Source organism: Thiohalocapsa sp. ML1 (assembly GCF_001469165.1).
Classification (GTDB): Bacteria; Pseudomonadota; Gammaproteobacteria; order Chromatiales; family Chromatiaceae; genus Thiohalocapsa.
Genome location: NZ_JABX01000021.1, coordinates 42,761 through 62,958, shown reverse-complemented (window position 1 = coordinate 62,958; position 20,198 = coordinate 42,761). Strand labels below are relative to the sequence as shown.

Sequence of the window (20,198 nt, the reverse complement as noted above, 5' to 3'; positions counted from 1 at the left end):
AGCGTCTTGCGCCGTCCGCTCGTTGCGGCAAGTGAACCAAAGGGCCGAGGGCCAAGGGCCAAGGAGGTTTCCCTTGGCCCTCGGCCCTCGGCCCTTTTGCCTGCAAGCGCCTTGTCGCCGTGAAATGTGACTCATTTGCTAAACATTCCGTGCCGTCAAGCAATCTAGCGAGGCAGAGCCTCAGACCAACCAGGGCACGGAACGTTTTGCGCCGCGCGCTCGTTGGCGCATTGAACCAAGGGCCAAGGGCCGAGGGCCGAGGGCCAAGGGCCAAGGGCCAAGGAGGCCGACCTTGGCCCTCGGCCCTCGGCCCTTTCGCCTGCCACCGCCATGTCGTCGTGCAACTTGACTCATCTGCTAAACATTAGGCGCCGTCAAGCAATCTAGGGCGTGGTGCCGGCGGACGCGCAGGCACCGGCCGCCTCAGGGCACCGGCACCCGGGCCAGCAGCAGGTCCAGGAAATCGTCCACGCGGCGCCCCTCGGCCTCGGCCTCGTAGTCGAGCAACAGGCGGTGGCGCAGGCAGTCCGGCGCCAGCTCCTGCACGTCCTCCGGCGTCACGAAGTCACGCCCGTCCAGCCACGCCAAGGCGCGGGCGGAGCGGTCGAGGGCAAGCGTCGCACGCGGGCTCGCCCCGAACCGGAGCCAGCCCTCCAGGGCGGCGCTGTAGCGGCCCGGCTCGCGCGTGGCCATGACCAGATGGACCAGATAGTCCTCCAGTTGCGGCGCCATGTAGACGCCAAGCGCGCTGCGCCTGGCTTCCAGCACCTGCGCCTCGCTGACGCGGCGCCCGGGCGGGGCCTCGCCGTCGGCCAGCGCGGCGGCGCGGTTGAGGGCGAGGATGGCCTTCTCGGTGGCGATGTCCGGATAGCCCACGCGCACGTGCAGCAGAAAGCGGTCGAGCTGGGCCTCCGGCAGCGGATAGGTGCCCTCCTGCTCAATGGGATTCTGCGTCGCCATCACCAGGAACAACTGCGGCAGCTCGAAGGTTTCGCGGCCAACGGTCACCTGCCGCTCGCCCATCGCCTCCAGCAGCGCCGACTGCACCTTGGCCGGGGCGCGGTTGACCTCGTCGGCGAGCACCAGGTTGTGGAAGATCGGCCCGCGGTCGAAGCGGAAGGAGCCGTCCGCGGGGCGATAGATCTCGGTGCCGGTGAGGTCCGCCGGGAGCAGGTCCGGCGTGAACTGGACGCGGTGGAAGTCCGCCTCGATACCGGCCGCGAGCGCCTTGATGGCGCTGGTCTTGGCGAGCCCCGGGGCGCCCTCCACGAGCAGGTGCCCGTCGGCCAGCAGCGCCACCAGGAGCCTGTCCACGAGGGTCTGCTGGCCCAGGATCTGCGCGCCCATGCGCCGGCGCAACGCCATGAGCTCGGCGTGGACCAAGTCCTCGGGGGCGTTGTCGCGGAGGGCCGCTCGCTGCGTGTCGGGCATGGCTCGGATTCGCGGTTGGCTTGACTCGGCCGCGCAGATGCGGGCGGCGGCGGAGAATACGCGCGCTAGGCCTCAGGCGCCCGGGCGGCGATGTAGTCCAGCGCGCGGTCGATGCGCCGCAGCGTCGCTTCCTTGCCGACCAAGCGCAGCGTGACGTCGATGCCGGGCGACGCGGCGCGGCCGACGACGGCCACCCGCAGCGGCTGCGCCACCTTGCCCATGTTGAGACCGAGCGCTTCGGACACGCGCTCGATGACACGATGCAGCCCCGCGTCGGTCCAGTCCTCCAGCGCCAGCATGTCGAGCTCGGCACGCGCGCGTGCGAGCGGCTCGTGGGCCGCGGCGCGCAGGTGCTTCTTGGCCGCGGCGGGCTCGTAGTCGTCGAAGTCGCGCCAGCAGAAGGCGCTGATCTCAGCGAGCTCCACCAGCGTCTTGGCCCGCGCCGCCTGCGCCTGCACCACGTCCACGGGGTCCGGGCCGGTGCTCGGGTCGATGTCGATGTGCCCCAAATGCGGGCTCAGGAGCCGCGCAATGCGCTTGGGGTCGGCGTGCTGGATGTAGTGCTGGTTCAGCCAGTCGAGCTTGTCGCTGTTGAACGCGGACGCGGCCTTGTTGACATCGGTGATGTCGAACACCTCAATCAGCTCGTCCAGCGAGAAGACCTCCTGATCACCATGGGACCAGCCCAGGCGCACCAGATAATTGATCAGCGCCTCCGGCAGATAGCCCTGGTCGCGGTAGGCGATGACGCTGACCGCGCCATGGCGCTTGGAGAGCCGCGCGCCGTCGGCACCGAGAATCATGGGCACGTGCGCATAGCGCGGCGGCGCCTTGCCCAGGGCGGCGAGGATGTTCATCTGCCTTGGGGTGTTGTTGACGTGATCGTCGCCGCGGATCACGTGCGTGATGCCCATGTCCGCATCATCGACGACGACGGTCAGGTTGTAGGTCGGCGAGCCGTCGCTGCGGCGGATAATCAGATCATCCAGCTCGTCGTTGGCAAAGGGGATGCGCCCGCGGATCATGTCGTCAACCACCACGGCGCCGTCCGCGGGGTTGCTGAAGCGCACCACGTGCGGCGCTGCCGGGTCCACGTGGCGGCCGCGGCAGTGGCCGTCGTAGCGCGGCTTGATCTTGGCCGCCATCTGCATGTCGCGGACGCGGTCCAGGCGCTCCTTGGGGCAGTCGCAGCGGTAGGCCAGGCCCTTGTCCAACAGCTCGTCGATGACGGCGTTGTACCGCTCGAAACGCTGGGTCTGATAAAACGGACCCTCGTCGTAGTCGAGCCCGAGCCAGGCCATGCCCTCCAGGATCGCGTTGACGGACTCCGCGGTGGAGCGCTCCAGGTCGGTGTCCTCGATGCGCAGGATGAACTCGCCGCCGTGGCGGCGCGCAAACAGGTAGCAGAACAGCGCGGTCCGCGCCCCTCCCACGTGCAGAAAGCCGGTCGGCGACGGGGCAAAGCGGGTGCGGACGGTCATCGGCGTGGGTTCTTCGGCAGCGGATAATGTGACGCGGCATTCTAGCAGAGGGTGGCCCGCTTGCCCGGCGCGGCCGGCGTCGGGCGCGGCCACCCGACCTCGACGATAACCAGACCAAATACCAGACCAAACTCCAGACGAAACTCCAGACGAAACATCAAGCCACTGAGGATTCGAGCATGCAGTCCAATCGCCCGCTTGCCCTGGCCCTGATCGCCGCCGGGCTCATCGCCATCGTCGCCGGCCCGCTCCTGCCCGGCGGCGAGCGCCTGGTTCCGAACGACCCGCCGCGCATCGGCCACGTCACCGACCTCGCCCGCGCCGACGACGGCAGCATCCTCGCCGGCACGGGCAAGGGCGAGCTGTGGCGGCTGACGGACGGCGTCTGGCAGCGCGTGGACATCGATCTGGGCGGGCACCCCGTGACGTCGCTGGAGGCGGACCTGTCCGGCGACCCGAGCGAAGGCCCCATCGGCACCGCGGGCGGGCTGGTGAACGGTCCCTCGGGTCTGCCGGCGGTGACCGAGCGGGTCAGCGACGAGGCCGCCACCGCGGCCGGCCTGGTGGTGGCCACGGCCGACGGCTTGCTGGTGGAGCGCGGCGGCAATTGGCAGCGCCAGCTCCCCGGCATCTATGTCTACCGGCTGGAGCCGCAGACCGCGGACGCCGCCGAGTATTTGCATGCGGGCACTGTGAACCAGGGCGTCTTCACCGCCGCCGTCGCGGACCTCGCCACCTGGGCGCCGAATAGCGACGGGCTGCCGCCGGAGGCCAACGTGTTCAGCTTCGTCATCACCGAGCGCGGCCGGCTCGTCGCCGGCAGCAGTCAGGGCCTGCATTGGCAGGCAGCGCCGATGCAGCCCTGGCAACCCCTCGATGTGGGGCTGGAGCGGAGCCGGATGCTATCGCTGCATCTGGAGCCGGCCCGCAACGGCCGCGAGCGGCTCTGGATCGGCAGCGACGATGGGCTTTACCGGGTCGATCTGGTGGAGGATGACGCCGGCGTCAGCGCCGCCGCCTACGCGGAGCCGGTCGCCGGGCCCGACGATGGCCTCAGTTTCGGCGTGAGCTGGATCGTGCCCTTTGAGGACGGCGTCATGCTGAGCGCGGGTGCCGTCTACCGCTTCGGCGACGCGGGCTTCGCGGGCTGGTACTGGATCTCGCTCACCGGGGTGCTGCTGCTCGTCCTGGGCGGCTTTCTGTTTCCGCCGCGGGAGGCGCAGCGCCCCGGCGGCACAGTCGCCGCCTGATCTGCACCAAGCCGGCAAGCCCCCGCAAGCCCCCGAGCCCCGGTAGCGGGCTCTGGGGCTTGGGTTTAGACTCTGCCGTTTACATAACCCCGGATGCCGCCTTGTCGTCTCCGGCCACCCCGGGGATAACACTAAGAGGAGCTCACTATGTCCGACGTCAAGATCTATGAAGTCCCCGCAGACATTGCCGCCAAGGCACACATCGACGATGAGCGCTATCGCGCCATGTACAAACGCTCGGTGGACGACCCCGAGGGCTTCTGGGCTGAGTACGCGGACAAGTTCGTCACCTGGTTCAAGAAATGGGACCGGGTCATGGACTACAGCTTCGACGCCGACGACCTGCACATCCGATGGTTCGAGGGCGGCAAGCTCAATGTGTCCTACAACTGCCTGGATCGCCATCTGGACACCCGGGGCGATCAGACCGCCATCATCTGGGAAGGCGACAATCCCGAAGAGGACAAGCACATCACCTATCGCCAGTTGCACGCCGAGGTGTGCAAGCTCGCGAACGCCATGAAGGCCCGCGGCGTGCAGAAGGGCGACCGCGTCTGCATCTACCTGCCGATGATCCCGGAGGCGGCCGTCGCCATGCTGGCCTGCACCCGCATCGGCGCGGTGCATTCCATCGTCTTTGGCGGCTTCTCGCCGGACTCGCTGCGCGACCGCATCCAGGACTCCGCGTGCCGGCTCGTCATCACGTCCGATGAAAGCGTGCGCGGCGGACGCAACGTGCCGCTCAAGAAGAATGTGGACCAGGCGCTCGCCGAGTGCCCGAGCATCGACACCTGCATCGTCGTCAAGCGCACCGGCGGCGACATCGCCTGGACCGAGGGCCGCGACATCTGGTATCACGAGGCCGTCGCCGCCGCCGACGACACCTGCGAGCCCGAGCCCATGGACGCGGAGGACCCGCTGTTCATCCTGTATACCTCCGGCTCCACCGGCAAGCCGAAGGGTGTGCTGCACACCACCGGCGGCTATCTCGTGTTCGCCGCCATGACGCACAAGTACACCTTCGACTACCAGGACGGCGAGGTGTACTGGTGCACCGCCGACGTGGGCTGGGTCACGGGCCACACCTACATCGTCTATGGCCCGCTCGCCAACGGCGCCATCTCGCTGATGTTCGAGGGCATCCCGACCTACCCGGACGTGTCGCGCTTCTGGCAAGTGGTGGACAAGCACAACGTCGCCACCTTCTACACCGCGCCCACCGCAATCCGCTCCTTGATGCGCGCCGGCGAGGAACCGGTGAAGAAGACCTCGCGCAAAAGCCTGCGCATCCTGGGCTCGGTCGGCGAGCCCATCAACCCCGAGGCCTGGGAGTGGTACCACAACGTCGTCGGCGACGGTCGCTGCCCCATCGTCGACACCTGGTGGCAGACCGAGACCGGCGGCCACCTGATCACGCCGCTGCCGGGCGCCACGGCCTTAAAGCCGGGCTCCGCGACGCGGCCCTTCTTCGGCGTCGTGCCGGCGCTCGTGGACGCGGGCGAGGGCACGCTGCTGGAGGGCGCCACCGAGGGCGCGCTCGTCATCACCCGCCCTTGGCCCGCGCAGATGCGCAGCGTCTACGGCGACCATCAGCGCTTTGTGGACACCTACTTCAAGCAGTATCCGGGCTACTACTTCACCGGCGACGGCGCGAAGCGTGACGAGGACGGCTACTATTGGATCACCGGGCGCATCGACGACGTGCTGAACGTCTCCGGCCACCGCCTCGGTACCGCCGAGATCGAGTCGGCGCTGGTGCTGCACGACGCCATCGCCGAGGCCGCCGTCGTCGGCTACCCGCACGACATCAAGGGCCAGGGCATCTACGCCTACGTCACGCCCATGGCCGGCGTCGAGCCTAGCGACGAGCTGAAGAAGGAGCTGGTGAAGCTGGTGCGGACCGAGATCGGCCCCATCGCCGGTATCGACATCATCCAATGGGCGCCGGGTCTGCCGAAGACGCGCTCCGGCAAGATCATGCGCCGTATCCTGCGCAAGATCGCCGCGAACGAGATCGACAGCCTGGGCGACACCTCGACGCTGGCCGACCCCACCGTGGTCGACGACCTCATTGAAAACCGCGCCAACCAGTAATCTCGCCACTCGGCACCAGCGCCGGCCGCCGGCGGCTGCATGGCCGCGGCGGCGGTGCGGCATGCCCGAGCGGCCCCATGCCGGGGTCGCGCATCCTCTTTCCATCCGACCCCAAGCCCTCAAGCATCCGGCGCCCCCACGCACGCGGCGACTGCGGGGGACCGGCCATGCCGCAACAGCCTGAAACGCTCTGCCTACACGGAGTCTTTACTTTGCCATCTACGCCACGTGTTGGCGTCTACGTCGACGCCGAGAACATCCGCTACAACGGCGGTTACCAGATGCGCTATGACGTGCTGCGCAAGTTTGCGAGCCGCGAGAACGGTGTTTTGCAACGCCTCAATACCTACATTGCCTTCGATGCCGAACGCGCCAAGGAAGACCCGGAATACAACAAGAAGTCGCGCGCCTATCAACAGATGGTCAGGGACTTCGGCTGGAAGATCACGGTCAAGTACGTCCGGCGCTACACGGACGAGGCCGGCAACGTCTCCACCAAGGCCAACGCGGACCTCGACATGGCGGTGGATGCGATGCTGCAGGCAGAGAAGCTTGAGCAGGTCATCCTCGTCACCGGCGACGGCGACTTCCTGCAGGTCGTCGATGCGCTGCAGAACCGCGGCTGCCGGGTTGAGCTCATCGCCTTCAAGAACATCTCGCGCCAGTTGCAGCAGGAAGTAGACGCGTTCTGGTCCGGCTTCCTGATCCCGGACCTGCTGCCGGTGTCCTACGAGCCCCGCAACGAATGGGGCAAGCCCGGCTCCTGCGTGCGCGGCGTCTGTACCAAGTGGTTCCCGGAGAAGGGCTTCGGCTTCCTGCGCTTCATGACACACATCTCGCCGCACCTATGGATTACGGACCCGCGCGAGGAGCTCTCGCCCTACGTCCCGGTGTTCTGCCACGCCAACGAGGTGGCGGACGACGTGAGCGAGGACATGCTGATGAACCGCGAGACCATCCTGGAGTTCTACATCGCCGAGAGCGAGCAGAAGGACAACGGTCTGGTGGCGAAAAACGTCCGTCTCGCCTACAACGTCAATCGCTAATGCGACCGTCCGCCCAACTTGGGAACCGATCGGCGGACTAAACTGTCAATTGGACGGATTGGAGCCCACCCGCACGGCGTTCCCTGAGCGCCGTGCGGCCCGTCTCGATCCCGCCACGCAACGGCCGCGTCGCATCGACCGCAGCGGCGGTCCGTCCCGCCACGCGAGTCCCCCGCGGCCGACGACGCCGGACAGCGCGGCCGACGGGGCTCCACCGGCCAGCCCGCCGGCATCGCCACGGAGCCGCGGCGGCGCCAAGCGAGTGGCATCGGCCACCGGAGCTCAACGAGGTTCCTGAATGTCCACCGAACCGGCCCAAATCCACCCCGCAGGTCTGGCGCGCCGCCTAGTGCGCGACGGCCTCATCAGCGAGCAGCAGGCGCAGACCGCACACATTGAGGCCGCGCGCCGCCGCCAGCCGCTGATCCAGTATCTGGTCGCCGAGAAGGTGCTCGACAGCCGCCGCATTGCCATCGCCGCCTCCCAGGAGTTCGGCGTGCCGCTGTTGGACTTGGACGCCATCGACCGCCAGACCATGCCCTTCACGCTGGTGGACGAGAAGCTGATCCGCAAGCACCGAGTGCTGCCCATCCACCGGCGCGGCAACCGGCTGTTCCTGGCGGTCTCGGACCCCACCAACGACCGCGCGCTGGACGAGATCCGCTTCAACACCGGCCTGGCGACGAACGCCATCCTGGTGGAAGAGACCAAGCTCGCCGCCGCCATCGATCAGGCGATCGATGCCCAGGACACGACCATGACGGACCTCATGGACACCGACCTGGACAACCTGGAGATCGCCAACGAAGACGACGAGGCCCACGACGACTCCGACCTCAACGTCGACGAGGCGCCCGTTGTGCGCTACGTGAACAAGGTCCTCGTCGACGCCATCTCCGCGGCGGCGTCGGACATCCACTTCGAGCCCTACGAGAAGTACTTTCGCATCCGCTACCGTCAGGACGGCATGCTGCGCGAGATCGCGAACCCGCCCATCAGCATCGCCACCCGCCTGGTGGCGCGGCTCAAGGTCATGTCGCGGATGAACATCGCCGAGCGCCGCGTGCCGCAGGACGGCCGCATCAAGCTCAAGCTGAGCCGCACGCGTGACATCGACTTCCGCGTCAACACACTGCCCACGCTGTACGGCGAGAAGGTCGTGCTGCGTATCCTGGACTCCAACGCCGCCAACGTCGGCATCGACCAGCTCGGCATGGACGCGGAGCAACGCACGGCCTTCATGAGCTGCATCAAGAAGCCCTACGGCATGATCCTGGTTACCGGTCCCACGGGCTCCGGCAAGACCGTCACGCTGTATTCGGCGCTCAATATCCTGAACAAGCCGGACATCAACATCTCCACGGTCGAAGACCCGGTGGAGATCCAGGTGCCCGGCATCAACCAGGTGAACATGAACCCCAAGACGGGCATGACCTTTGCCGCCGCGCTACGCGCCTTCCTGCGCCAGGACCCGGACATCGTCATGGTCGGCGAGATCCGCGACCTGGAAACCGCCGAGATCGCGGTCAAGGCCGCGCAGACTGGTCACCTCGTGCTGTCCACGCTGCACACCAATGATGCGCCGCAGTGCCTCACCCGCCTTGCCAACATGGGCGTGCCGCCCTTCAACATCGCCTCCTCCGTGCTCTTGATCATGGCCCAGCGCCTCGCGCGCAAGCTCTGCCCCCACTGCCGCAGCGAAGACGACCTGCCGCGCGAGGCGCTGATCGAGGAGGGCTTCACCGAAGAAGAGATCGCCGAGGGCATCACCGTCTACAAGGCCGTTGGCTGCGACCGCTGCGTCGACGGCTACAAGGGCCGCATCGGCATTTTTCAGGTGATCAAGGTATCCGAGGAAATGGGCCGCCTGATCATGGAAGGCGGCAACTCTATCCAATTGGCAGACCAAGCCGACAAGGAGGGCTACGCCGATCTGCGCCGCGCCGGGCTGCGCAAGGTCAAGTCAGGGATGACAAGCTTGGTCGAGCTCAACCGCGTCACCAAGGATTAAGCCATGGCGGTCACCGCACTCCAGAAACCCAAGGCCGAAAAGGCCCGCGTATTCGCCTGGGAGGGCGTGGACCGGCGCGGCAACCGCGTCAAGGGGGACCTTCGCGCCGCAAGCGTCGCGATCGTGCGCGCGGACCTGCGGCGCCAGGGGGTGAACCCCACCAAGGTCCGCAAGAAGGCGCAGCCGCTCTTAGGCGGCGGCAAGCGCAAGATCACGAGCCAGGACCTCACGGTCTTCAGCCGCCAGCTCGCCACCATGATGTCGGCCGGCGTCCCGCTGGTGCAAGCGTTCGACATCGTTGGGCGCGGCCACGACAACCCGAGCATGCAGGATCTGCTGCTCGCCATCAAACAGGACATCGAGAGCGGCACGGCCATGGCCGATGCGCTGCGCAAGTACCCGATCTACTTCGACGACCTGGTCTGCAACCTGGTCGCCGCCGGCGAACAGGCCGGTGTACTCGACGTGCTGTTGGACAAGATCGCCACGTACAAGGAAAAGACCGAGTCCATCAAAGGCAAGGTCAAAAAGGCGTTGTTCTACCCAGCGGCGGTCATCCTGGTCGCCATCGGCGTCACCGTCGTCATCCTGCTGTTCGTGATACCGCAGTTCAAGGCGATGTTCTCGTCCTTCGGCGCAGACCTGCCGGCCTTCACGCTGCTGGTCATCACCCTGTCGGACCTGCTGCGCGACTACTGGTGGGCCGCGGCGCTGACCATTGGCGGCACGGTTTGGGGCATCGGCAAGCTGTTCCAGCGCTCGCGCAAGTTCCGTGAGCTCATCGACCGGCTGTCGCTCAAGATCCCCGTCATCGGCAGCATCCTGAACAAGTCGGCCGTGGCCCGCTATGCGCGCACGCTCTCGACCATGTTCGCGGCCGGTGTGCCGCTGGTGGAGGCGCTGGACTCGGTGGCCGGCGCCACCGGCAACATCGTCTACAGCAATGCCGTGATGAAGATGCGCGAGGAGGTCGCCACCGGCCAGAGCCTGCAGCTCTCGATGCGCCAGCGCAACCTGTTCCCGCACATGGTTATCCAGATGACCGCCATCGGCGAGGAATCCGGCGCGCTCGACGAGATGCTCGCCAAGGTGGCCGACTTCTATGAAGAAGAAGTCGACAACGCCGTGGATGCCCTGAGCAGCCTGCTGGAGCCGTTGATCATGGTCGTCATCGGCGGCCTCGTCGGCGGCTTGGTGGTGGCGATGTATCTTCCCATCTTCAAGCTCGCGGCGGTGGTGTGAGGTCGGGATCGGGATCGGGATCGGGATCGGGATTCCAATCGATGATTACGCAGCGATGGCGATCCCGATAGCGAAAGCGAAAGCGAAAGCGATCCCGATAGCGATCCCGATAGCGATCCCATCGCCTCTCCAGGAGCACTCCGGAGCCCCCCATGGATTTCTTTCTCGCCGCCCTGACCGAATTGGCCGAGGCCCCACCGCTGCTGTACGCGGGAGTGGTTCTGCTGGGGCTGATCATGGGCAGCTTCCTCAACGTCGTCATCGCCCGCCTGCCGCGCATCATGGAGGCACAGTGGCAGAGCGAATGCGCCGAGCTGGCCGCGGCCGGCACCGACGCGCCGAGCCCAGCCCGCGCGGCGGACGCGACGCCCCCGCTCAGCCTGTCCCGCCCGGCCTCACACTGCCCGCACTGCGGCCATCGCATCCGGCCCTGGGAGAACATCCCGGTGCTGAGCTGGCTGTTCCTACGCGGGCGCTGCAGCGCCTGCAGCGGCGCCATCTCCCTGCGCTATCCGCTGGTGGAGGCGTTGACGGCGCTGCTCTCGATCATCGTCGTCTGGCACTTCGGCCCGACGCCCGCGGCGGCGGCGGCGCTGGTCTTCACCTGGGGGCTCGTCGCCCTCGCCTTCATCGACGCCGACACACAACTGCTGCCGGACGACATCACGCTGCCGCTGTTGTGGCTCGGGCTGGTGCTGAGCCTGGTGCCGGTGTTCGTGGACAGCGAGACCGCCATCCTCGGCGCCGTTGCCGGCTATCTCGCGCTGTGGGCCATCTTCCACGCCTTTCGGCTGCTGACCGGCAAGGAAGGGCTCGGCCGCGGCGACTTCAAGCTGCTCGCGCTGTTCGGCGCCTGGATGGGCTGGCAGACGCTGCCGCAGATCGTGCTCCTGTCGGCGCTGCCCGGCGCGCTGTTCGGCATCGCGCTCATCGCCACCGGGCGCACCGGCCGCGAGACGCCGATCCCCTTCGGCCCCTTCCTCGCCATCTCCGGCTGGGTGAACCTGCTCTGGGGTACGGACATCGCAGACGCCTATCTGCGCGTCAGCGGCCTTGGCTGAGTTGCCGACCCAAGCGCCACCACCGCGCCCCTACGCCGTCGCGCTCACCGGCGGCATCGGCAGCGGCAAGAGCGCCGTTGCGGACCTGTTCGCTGAGCTCGGCGTCACCGTCATCGATGCCGACGCCATCTCGCATGCGCTCACCGCCCCCGGCGGCGCGGCCCTCGCCCCCATCAACGCCGCCTTCGGCGCCGAGGTGCTGTGCGCCAACACGGGGCTCAACCGGCCGCTGCTGCGCGAGCGCGTGTTCGCGGACCCGGCCGCACGGCGCCGGCTAGAGGCCATCCTGCACCCGATGATCCGCGAGCGCATGCAGGCGGCCCTGGCCGCGGACCAAGGCCCCTACGCGCTGCTCGCCATCCCGCTGCTGGTGGAAACCGGCCAGACCGGCCTCGCCGACCGGGTGCTGGTCGTGGACGCCCCCGAGGCGCTGCGCATCGCGCGCGTCGGCCGCCGCAGCGGCCTCGCACCGGCGGCGGTGCGGCGCATCATCGCGAGCCAAGCGACCCGCGCCGAGCGCCTCGCCGCCGCCGACGACGTGATCGACAACGCCGGCGACCGCGCTGCCCTGCGCCCGCAGGTCGCCGCGCTGCACGCCCGCTATCTCGATCTCGCCGGCGCCCACCGCTGATTCGAGTCGAATAACCCGAGCCGCCGCCGGCTGCTGCGCTTGACTTGCGAACACGGGTGACACCTTCAACGCTTAACGACCCTGGCATGCCGTCCTGCGAACCTCGCAGCGGCAAGACATGCGAGAACAGACGAAAGGCAGGCCAGTCGCTCGATCTCGTCCTGTATCTTTGTGTCCTGTTTCGGTAGCCCACGTCAGTCGCCGATCGCGAAGCAGTCGACCGACATGGCGAAGCAGGAGGCCGCGGCGATCATCCCGCGAGCGCCCTGACATCCCTCCGGCGCGTGGTCGCGAAGTAACCCGGGGCTGGCGCAGCAGTCGCAGCGTCGAACAGCTCGCCGCGCACGACTGCACAACCTGCATGTGTTCTGGCTCAACTGCCTGGACGCCCTCGGCGACTGGTTCGAGCAGAGCGGGCAGCCCGCACAGGCCGCCGCGCTCGATCGCGACGTGGCCCGGCTTGGGCAGGGGCCGGCCGCGGCCGATCCGGAAGGCACCGAGGCGCTTGCGGCCTTCCAGCGCTGGATGCGCCAACTCGGCCGCCGGCCGCTGCTCTTGCTCGACAACTTGGACATCATTCTCAATGGCCTTGCCAAACAGCAATGGAGCCTGCGCCGCGAGCTGCAGCGCCCGGGCGGCATCGTCGTCGTCGGCGCCTCCGCCGGCTGGCTGGAGGCCACCGAGGAGAAGAACGCCGCCTTCTACGACTTCTTCCAGGTCACGGTGCTGGAGCCCCTCGCCGCCGGCGAGCTGATCCGCTGCCTGGGCCGGCTCGCGGCCTTGCGCGGCGAGCCTGGCCGCGCGGTGCAGGCCCTGCTCGCGACGGACCCGGGTCGGATTCGGGCGCTGCATGACCTCACCGGCGGCAACCCGCGCACGCTAACGCTCTTGTACCTGCTGCTGGAGACCGACACCGGCGGCGACGTGCTGAGCGATCTGGAGCGGCTGCTTGATCAGGTGAGCGTGCTGTACAAGGCCCGCGTCGAGGATCTGGCACCGCAGTCGCGGGTCGTGCTCGATGCCGTCGCGCTGGCCTGGAACCCGGTCATTGCCGCCGAGGTCGCCGCCGCCTCCGGGCTCGCCACCGGCGTCGTCTCGGCGCAGCTCACAAGGCTGGAGCGCGACGGCATCCTGCAGAAGGTCAGCGTGTCGCGCAGCAACCGCGACGCCTACCAGCTCGCCGAGCGCTTCTTCAACATCTGGTACCTGATGCGCCACGGCCCCCGCCGCCAGCGCGCCCGGCTGCGCTGGCTGAGCGCCTTTCTGCGCGGCTTCTACACGCCGGCGCAATTGCGCGATCGGGCGCTTGGGCTCTTCAACAGCGACGACGCCGGCGGGCTGTCGCGCGGCCAATACCTGCTGGCCTTGAGCGATGCCGTGGACGAGCCCGCTTGGCGCCGGGCACTGGCGCTGGAGGCCGAGCGCGTCTTCGCGTATCTGGCGCGCAGCGGCAAGCGTGTCGAGGACATCGGCGACCTCAGCGACCTCCCGCGGCCGGAGACGGCCGAGGATTGGGATCTGCATGGGCTCTTGCTGCATCGGCAACTGGGGCGGATCGAGGAGGCCGAGGCGGCATATCGCACCGCGCTTGAGCTTGATCCGAAGGCAGGGTGGCCCTGGAAGCATTTGGGTGATCTGCTGCGCGACCAGGAGCGATTCGACGAAGCCGAATCCGCGTACGTATCGGCAATCAAATTCGGTTTGGCGCGATGGGCTTGGATCGATCTCGCGCGTCTGCTGCTGCGAACCGACAGGCTGGCGGAAACAGAGGCGCTGTATCGTCGGGCGATCGCCGAAAACCCTGACGACGCCGACGCATGGACGGACTTGGCGCATCTCCTGCTCGCTGACCCAAGCCGTTGGGGAGAATCCGAGGCAGCATTCCGCCGTGCCGTGGCGTTGGATGCAGCCGCAAACGTACCGCGTCGCAGACTGGCGCTCCTGCTGATGAATTCAGGACGGCTTGATGAGGCCGAAAGCCTGTTGCGGACAGCGATGCCGAACGATTCGTCAGCATCCGCGCTTTGCGCTCTAGGCTATCTGCTGCTCTATTTCCGCGGCCAAGTCGAGGAGGCGAAAGCCGCCTATGCGAAGCGCCGAGAGATCGACCCGGAAGACCTCGTAGCCGCCAGCAACCTCCTCGCCATCGCCCTGCTGCGCGACGACATCGAGCCGGCGGACGACGCCGCCTTCGACGCCATCGTCGGCCGCCACCCCGACAGCGGCGCCGGTCTGCTGCGCGCGCTGCGGGCGCTGGTGCGCGGCGACCTGCCGATGGCCATCGACGCCTTCGCCGCGGTGCTGTCGCTGCCGGACGGCGACGTGCTGACGCTCTACCAGGGCTTCGTGCTGCTCTTCCTGCGCGAGGCCGCCCGCCGCGGTCACGGCGACGCCCTGCTGGCCGCGTTGACCGAGCGCGGCATCGCCGACACCCATTGGCCGCTGGTGGCCGCGTACGATGCCTACCTGCACGGCGAGGCGCGGCTCGCCGACGTGAACCCCGAGGTCCGCACCGCCGCCCGGCGCATCTACGACTGGCTCGATGCCCCGCGACGCTCGGAGTCTCCTACGCAGCGTCCTTGATCAGCAGGAAACTCCGCGAACCGGCGCCCCCGCGGCTGGCCAGCCCCCGAGCCGGCGGTTTAGAATGCTCGACCGCTGCCGCGGGGCGTCGGTTGATGCCTCGATGACGAGCCACCATCCTGCCATCTTGCAGCCGCCGAGAGACCAGTCCTCACACACCAGCGGCCGAGCATCCGTGCGAGTCCCCTGCCCTCGCTGCCCCATGCGGCATGCAGGACCCCGCCACCAAGCGGACCCGATTTCCGCCCCCGATCCGAGGAGCGTTGCAACAGGGCACGGCCCTGCCAGGCTCGGACGGGGTGATCCTTGTTCCAACGGCGCTCACTCAGACTTGAGGTGCTGAAACCCATGAGTGAGTTTTCCGACTACAAGGTTGCCGACATCGCCCTGGCCGACTTCGGCCGCAAGGAGATGGACATCGCCGAGACCGAGATGCCCGGCCTGATGGCCCTGCGCGCCAAGTACGGCGCCGAGAAGCCGCTGGCCGGCGCACGCATCACCGGCAGCCTGCATATGACCATCCAGACCGCGGTGCTGATCGAGACGCTGGTGGAGCTCGGCGCCGAGGTGCGCTGGGCCTCCTGCAACATCTTCAGCACGCAGGACCATGCCGCCGCGGCCATTGCCGCGCGCGGCATCCCGGTCTACGCCTGGAAGGGCGAGACGCTGGAGGAGTACTGGTGGTGCACCGAGCAGGTGCTGAACTGGCCGGACGGCGGCGGCCCGAACATGATCCTGGACGACGGCGGCGACGCGACGCTCCTGGTGCACAAGGGCGTGGAGTACGAGCAGGCCGGTGCCGTGCCCGAGGCCACCGCGGATGACAACGAGGAGTGGACCGCCATCCTCGGTCTGCTGAGCCGCACCTTCGCGCGCGACGACCGCCACTGGCACCGCACCGCCGAGGGCATCAAGGGGGTCACCGAGGAGACCACCACGGGCGTTCACCGGCTCTACGAGATGTTCAAGGCGGGCAAACTCCTGTTCCCGGCCATGAACGTCAACGACTCGGTCACCAAGTCCAAGTTCGACAACCTCTACGGCTGCCGCGAGTCGCTGGTGGACGCCATCAAGCGCGCCACCGACGTGATGATCGCGGGCAAGGTCGCCGTGGTCTGCGGCTACGGCGACGTGGGCAAGGGGTCCGCGGCCTCGCTGCGGGGCCTGGGCGCCAATGTCTGGGTGACCGAGATCGACCCGATCTGCGCGCTGCAGGCCGCGATGGAGGGCTACCGCGTCGTGCGTCTCGATGAGGTCTGCGATCAGGCGGACATCTTCGTCACCGCCACCGGGAACAAGGACATCATCACGGAAGACCACATGCTCAAGATGAAAGATCAGGCCATCGTCTGCAACATCGGCCACTTCGACAACGAGATCCAGGTAGACAAGCTCGCCAAGTACGAGTGGATCGAGATCAAGCCGCAGGTGGACCAGATCGTCTTCCCGGACGGTCATCGCATCACGCTGCTGGCCAAGGGCCGGCTGGTGAACCTCGGCTGCGCGACGGGGCATCCGAGCTTCGTCATGTCCAACTCCTTCACCAATCAGGTGCTCGCGCAGATCGAGCTGTTCACCAAGCCCGAGGAGTATCCCATCGGCGTCTACGTGCTGCCGAAGCACCTGGACGAGGAGGTCGCGCGGCTGCATCTGGACAAGATCGGCGTGAAGCTCACCCAACTACGACCGGACCAGGCCGAGTACATCGGCGTTACGGTCGAGGGGCCGTTCAAGACGGACCATTATCGGTATTGATGAGGTGCTGGGGCCTAGGAGCTAGGTTCTAGGCGCGCCAGACGAAGGCCGGCATCGGGTCCAGCATCCGACTGCCGGCCTTCGGCTATGTGGAAACCTCGTCAATCATCAAGCATGCCGGTACCGATCATGAACACCCGCGATGACAACCGCACCTTCAGTTTCGAGCTGTTTCCGCCCAAGACCGCCGAGGGCATGGAGAAGCTGAAAGGCACCGTGGCCGAGCTCAACGCCGTCGGCCCGAAGTACTTCTCCTGCACCTACGGCGCCGGCGGCTCCACCCGCGAGCGCACCTTCGAGACCGTGGATTGGCTCTGCGCCCAGGGCATCGAGACCGCCCCGCACCTGGCCTGCATCGGCTCCGATGAGGCCGAGATCCGCGGCATCGTCGAGCACTACATCGGCCAGGGCATCCACCGCATCGTGGCGCTGCGCGGCGACATGCCCTCCGGCATGGGCAGCAGCGGCTTGGGCAGCTTTCGCTACGCCAACGAGCTGGTCGCCTTCCTGCGGCGGGACTACGGCGAGCGCTTCCACATCGAGGTCGCCGCCTACCCCGAGTTCCATCCCCAGGCGCCGAACGCCGATGCGGACCTTGCCAACTTCAAGCGCAAGGTCGAGGCCGGCGCGAATGCGGCCATTACGCAGTACTTCTTCAACCCCGACGCCTACTTCGAGTTTGTCGAGCTGTGCGACGAGCAGGGCATCACGCTACCGATCGTGCCGGGCATCATGCCCATCACCAACTACACCCAGCTCGCGCGCTTCTCGGACGCCTGCGGCGCGGAGATCCCGCGCTATATCCGCAAGCGCCTGGAGGCCTACGGCGACGACAAGAGCGCCATCCGCGCCTTCGGCCACGAGGTGGTGCTGGACCTGTGCCGGCGGCTGTTGGACGGCGGCGCGCCCGGCCTGCACTTCTACACCATGAACCAGGCCGACGCGACGCTCGCGCTGTGGCGGGAGCTTAAGCTGCCGGCGGCAAGATGACGCATGCCGAGCCCGGTTGCCACCGAGGGTCGCACCATGCCTAAGGATGCATCCGCCGCCGGGCTGCTGCTCGGCCCCGGACCGCCCGGCAACTGGGATGACGAGCGGGTGTCCGGCCCACGCGTGCTGCGCCTGGCGGACGACACCTGGCTGCTCTGGTACTACGGCCGCGACCGCGGCTTCGACCGGCAAATCGGCCTGCCCAGCGGGCGCATCGGCCTCGCGCGCTCCGACGATGGGCTGACCTGGCAGCGCGTGGCCGGCCCTTGCACGCAAGGGGCCGTGCTCGACCCGCACCCGGACCCGGAGCGCTTCGATTCGGCGCATGTCGGCGTCGGCTCGGTCATGCGGGACGCCTCGGGCTTCTGGCTCTGGTACTTCGGCGGCGATCAGGAGCGCTTTCGCTTCGGCCGTTTCGACGTGAAGGGGCTCCGGCTGCGCATCGGCGCTGCCCGCTCCACCGACGGCATGCACTGGCAGCGCATCGACGGCCCCCATCGCGGCGCCCTGCTCGACGTCGGCCCGGCCGGCGCCTTCGACCAGGCCACCTGCGGCTGGCCGCGGGTGCTGCGCCTCGCCGACGGGCGCTGGCGCATGTACTACCACAGCCTGGACCCGGCGCGGATGCAGTTTGCGATCGGCGCCGCCGAGTCCGACGACGGGCTCGTCTGGGGCCGGCTCGGCGAGGTCTTCGGCCCCGGCCCCACCGGCGCTTTCGACGAGACCGGGGTCACGCTGCCGGAACTCCTGCCGCCCGGACAGCACGCGGGCGCCGGCTGGCGGATGCTCTACCAGGGCGTCTGCCGCGACGGCCATCGCTGTATCGGCCTGGCCGAGTCGGACGACGGGCTCGGCTGGTCGCGCATCCGAGGGCCGGAGCCGGGCGGGGCGGTCTTTGCCCATGCCCCGAGCGGATCAGGCCGCTGGGACGCCTTCGCCGTGGGCACGCCCTGCCTCGTGCCGATGCCCGACGGGCACTGGCGGCTCTACTATTCGGGCGCCGACGAGGTGGCGTCCGGCTTCGCCGACGAGCTCGCGATGGTGCAGCGGATCGGGCTCGCCGTCAGCGACGGCCCCGACCTGACCCGCTGGCGCCGATGGCAGCCGACCGAGGACGCGTCCCGGCGCGGCTGACGGGCCGCGCCGCGCAAGCCCACTGCCGCGCACACGGCGACCGCGCCAGTCGTGACGCTGTGGCGCTTGAATGCCCTTACGGCACCGATGCCATCACGGTCGAGGCCTTCTGGCCCGAGGGCCAGCGTCCGGACAGCGCGCCAAACGGCTGACCTCTGGCGCATGCAACGGCGTCAAGCCTCCGCAAAACAAGGCATCGGCGCCCTGCCCAAGAGCTTGCGGTTCAGCCTGAGCAGCGTCTCCAGGCTCTTCCACTGCACGAATACCAGCGGCGCCATCAGCGCGAAGAAGGCCGGCGTCAGCGGTGTCACCAGCCCGTTTCCAACAAGGCCGAACATGATCCAGAACCAGCCGAACACGAAGAAGGCCACGCCAGGGCAGATCAGGCTGTAGGCACCGGGGCTCTGCGCGTCGCCCGCCAGGTAGTCGCGGAAGTAGCCCAAGCGCTTCATCACCACATAGCCGAGCAGCCCGAACAGGATCTCCAGCGACAGGATCACCGAGGTCAGCACGAACAGCGCCGGCATCGGCACATTGAGCGCGAAGGCGTGATCGAGCCCCATGATCAGTCGCACCAGCGTGATGCCGGACAGGGTCAGGATCGGGATCAGTATCCACAGGCTCGGTGCCGCCGCGGCGCTAATGCCGTGGCGCAGCATTGCGGTAACGCCCACCACCAGCTTCACCAGCCCGAGCAGCGCGGACAGGCTCAAGAAGAAGATCGCGAAGAACAGCCCGAAGGCGTTCACCACTTGGGTCTGACTCATGGCCCCCGGCGCCGCGAAGGCCACCGCGATCATCGCGAAGGCGAAGATCGGCATCATCTGCCCGAGATTGGCGTTGCCGATGAAGTCGAAGGAGCCCGTCATCACCAGCCGTGCCAGGTAGCCACCGTACAGACGCAGCGCCCAGACACCGATCACCAACAGCACCACCAGCACGCCGGGGAACATGTACTCGGCATAGTCCCAGAGCCCCGGCACCAGCACCGAGGCGACGACAAACAGCACGTTGATGGTCATGGTGAGCGTCAGCGGCAGCGTCATCAGAGCCACGTCCTTGTTCGCCGCGACCATGCGCGGATATGCATCGCTCCGCCGCCAGCGGCGATAATGCGCTAGGTTCCACACCAGCAAGCGCAGATGCAGCAGCGCCATCAACACGATGCTGCCGACGCCAAGCAGCAGCAGCGGCCGCAGCCAATCCGGCCCCGCCGCCCAGAGCGCGAGCAGGTCGTCGGCGGTCGCCATCGGCGTCGCCGGATGCGGCACGAGGAACAGGAAGTACAGGAAAAAGGACACCGTGAGCCCGCCCGCGCCGAGGGCCGCGAGGAAGTACAGAGGGTGATACTCCGAGGTGTCGATCCGCTTCACGAGACTGCTCCAACAGAGGTTTGATGTTGGAGTGTAGTATTTTAGAAAGTTCTAATATGCTTCATTGCGAAACATCAATAGCGATGGATCAAATTATGGTTTTCCGCCATACGGTA

14 protein-coding genes and 1 riboswitch are annotated in these 20,198 nt (G+C 67.7%); of the genes, 11 read left to right on the top strand and 3 right to left on the bottom strand.

Going from position 1 to position 20,198, the window contains the following annotated elements; genetic code table 11:
- Positions 1–423: 423 nt before the first annotated feature.
- Positions 424–1,383, bottom strand: coding sequence for a MoxR family ATPase (locus ML01_RS14560; protein ID WP_305825881.1), 960 nt, complete (start codon positions 1,381–1,383; stop codon positions 424–426).
- Positions 1,384–1,496: 113 nt separating this feature from the next.
- Positions 1,497–2,912, bottom strand: a complete 1,416-nt coding sequence (gene gltX, locus ML01_RS14555; RefSeq protein ID WP_058556128.1) for a glutamate--tRNA ligase — start codon at positions 2,910–2,912, stop codon at positions 1,497–1,499.
- Between the two features lie 179 nt (positions 2,913–3,091).
- Between gltX and ML01_RS14550 the strand changes: the two genes are divergently transcribed.
- The 11 genes from ML01_RS14550 to ML01_RS14500 all read left to right on the top strand — a co-directional run bounded on the left by ML01_RS14550 (position 3,092) and on the right by ML01_RS14500 (position 18,709).
- Positions 3,092–4,162, top strand: coding sequence for a hypothetical protein (locus ML01_RS14550; RefSeq protein WP_058556127.1), 1,071 nt, complete (start codon positions 3,092–3,094; stop codon positions 4,160–4,162).
- 147 nt (positions 4,163–4,309) lie between these two features.
- On the top strand, positions 4,310–6,256 hold the full coding sequence (gene acs, locus ML01_RS14545) for an acetate--CoA ligase (protein ID WP_058556126.1): 1,947 nt from the start codon (positions 4,310–4,312) through the stop codon (positions 6,254–6,256).
- Positions 6,257–6,468: 212 nt separating this feature from the next.
- Entirely contained in the window at positions 6,469–7,302 is an 834-nt protein-coding gene (locus ML01_RS14540) for an NYN domain-containing protein (RefSeq protein ID WP_058556125.1), read from the top strand.
- Positions 7,303–7,600: 298 nt separating this feature from the next.
- Positions 7,601–9,313 carry a type IV-A pilus assembly ATPase PilB gene (gene pilB, locus ML01_RS14535; RefSeq protein WP_058556124.1) on the top strand — a complete coding sequence of 571 codons (1,713 nt, stop codon included), beginning with the start codon at positions 7,601–7,603 and terminating at the stop codon, positions 9,311–9,313.
- 3 nt (positions 9,314–9,316) lie between these two features.
- Positions 9,317–10,555, top strand: a complete 1,239-nt coding sequence (locus tag ML01_RS14530; RefSeq protein ID WP_058556123.1) for a type II secretion system F family protein — start codon at positions 9,317–9,319, stop codon at positions 10,553–10,555.
- A 152-nt stretch (positions 10,556–10,707) separates the two neighbouring features.
- Positions 10,708–11,616, top strand: a complete 909-nt coding sequence (locus ML01_RS14525; protein ID WP_058556122.1) for an A24 family peptidase — start codon at positions 10,708–10,710, stop codon at positions 11,614–11,616.
- Positions 11,609–12,247: a dephospho-CoA kinase gene (gene coaE / locus ML01_RS14520; RefSeq protein ID WP_254045260.1), complete on the top strand. Its 639-nt coding sequence runs from the start codon at positions 11,609–11,611 to the stop codon at positions 12,245–12,247. The genes ML01_RS14525 and coaE overlap by 8 nt, the downstream gene beginning before the upstream one ends.
- Before the next feature lie 363 nt (positions 12,248–12,610).
- A complete protein-coding gene (locus ML01_RS14515) occupies positions 12,611–14,830 on the top strand; it encodes a tetratricopeptide repeat protein (protein WP_058556120.1) in 2,220 nt (739 codons plus the stop codon).
- Positions 14,831–15,079: 249 nt separating this feature from the next.
- Positions 15,080–15,160, top strand: a riboswitch (S-adenosyl-L-homocysteine riboswitch).
- Positions 15,161–15,178: 18 nt separating this feature from the next.
- Positions 15,179–16,585 (top strand): adenosylhomocysteinase, encoded by a 1,407-nt coding sequence (gene ahcY / locus ML01_RS14510; RefSeq protein ID WP_058556119.1) that lies wholly within the window; start codon positions 15,179–15,181, stop codon positions 16,583–16,585.
- Between the two features lie 129 nt (positions 16,586–16,714).
- A complete protein-coding gene (gene metF / locus ML01_RS14505) occupies positions 16,715–17,575 on the top strand; it encodes a methylenetetrahydrofolate reductase [NAD(P)H] (RefSeq protein WP_058556165.1) in 861 nt (286 codons plus the stop codon).
- A 36-nt stretch (positions 17,576–17,611) separates the two neighbouring features.
- On the top strand, positions 17,612–18,709 hold the full coding sequence (locus ML01_RS14500) for a hypothetical protein (RefSeq protein ID WP_058556164.1): 1,098 nt from the start codon (positions 17,612–17,614) through the stop codon (positions 18,707–18,709).
- A gap of 173 nt (positions 18,710–18,882) precedes the next feature.
- On the opposite strand, the gene ML01_RS14495 is transcribed toward ML01_RS14500, so the two are convergent.
- A complete protein-coding gene (locus ML01_RS14495; protein WP_058556118.1) occupies positions 18,883–20,082 on the bottom strand; it encodes a hypothetical protein in 1,200 nt (399 codons plus the stop codon).
- Positions 20,083–20,198 lie beyond the last annotated feature (116 nt).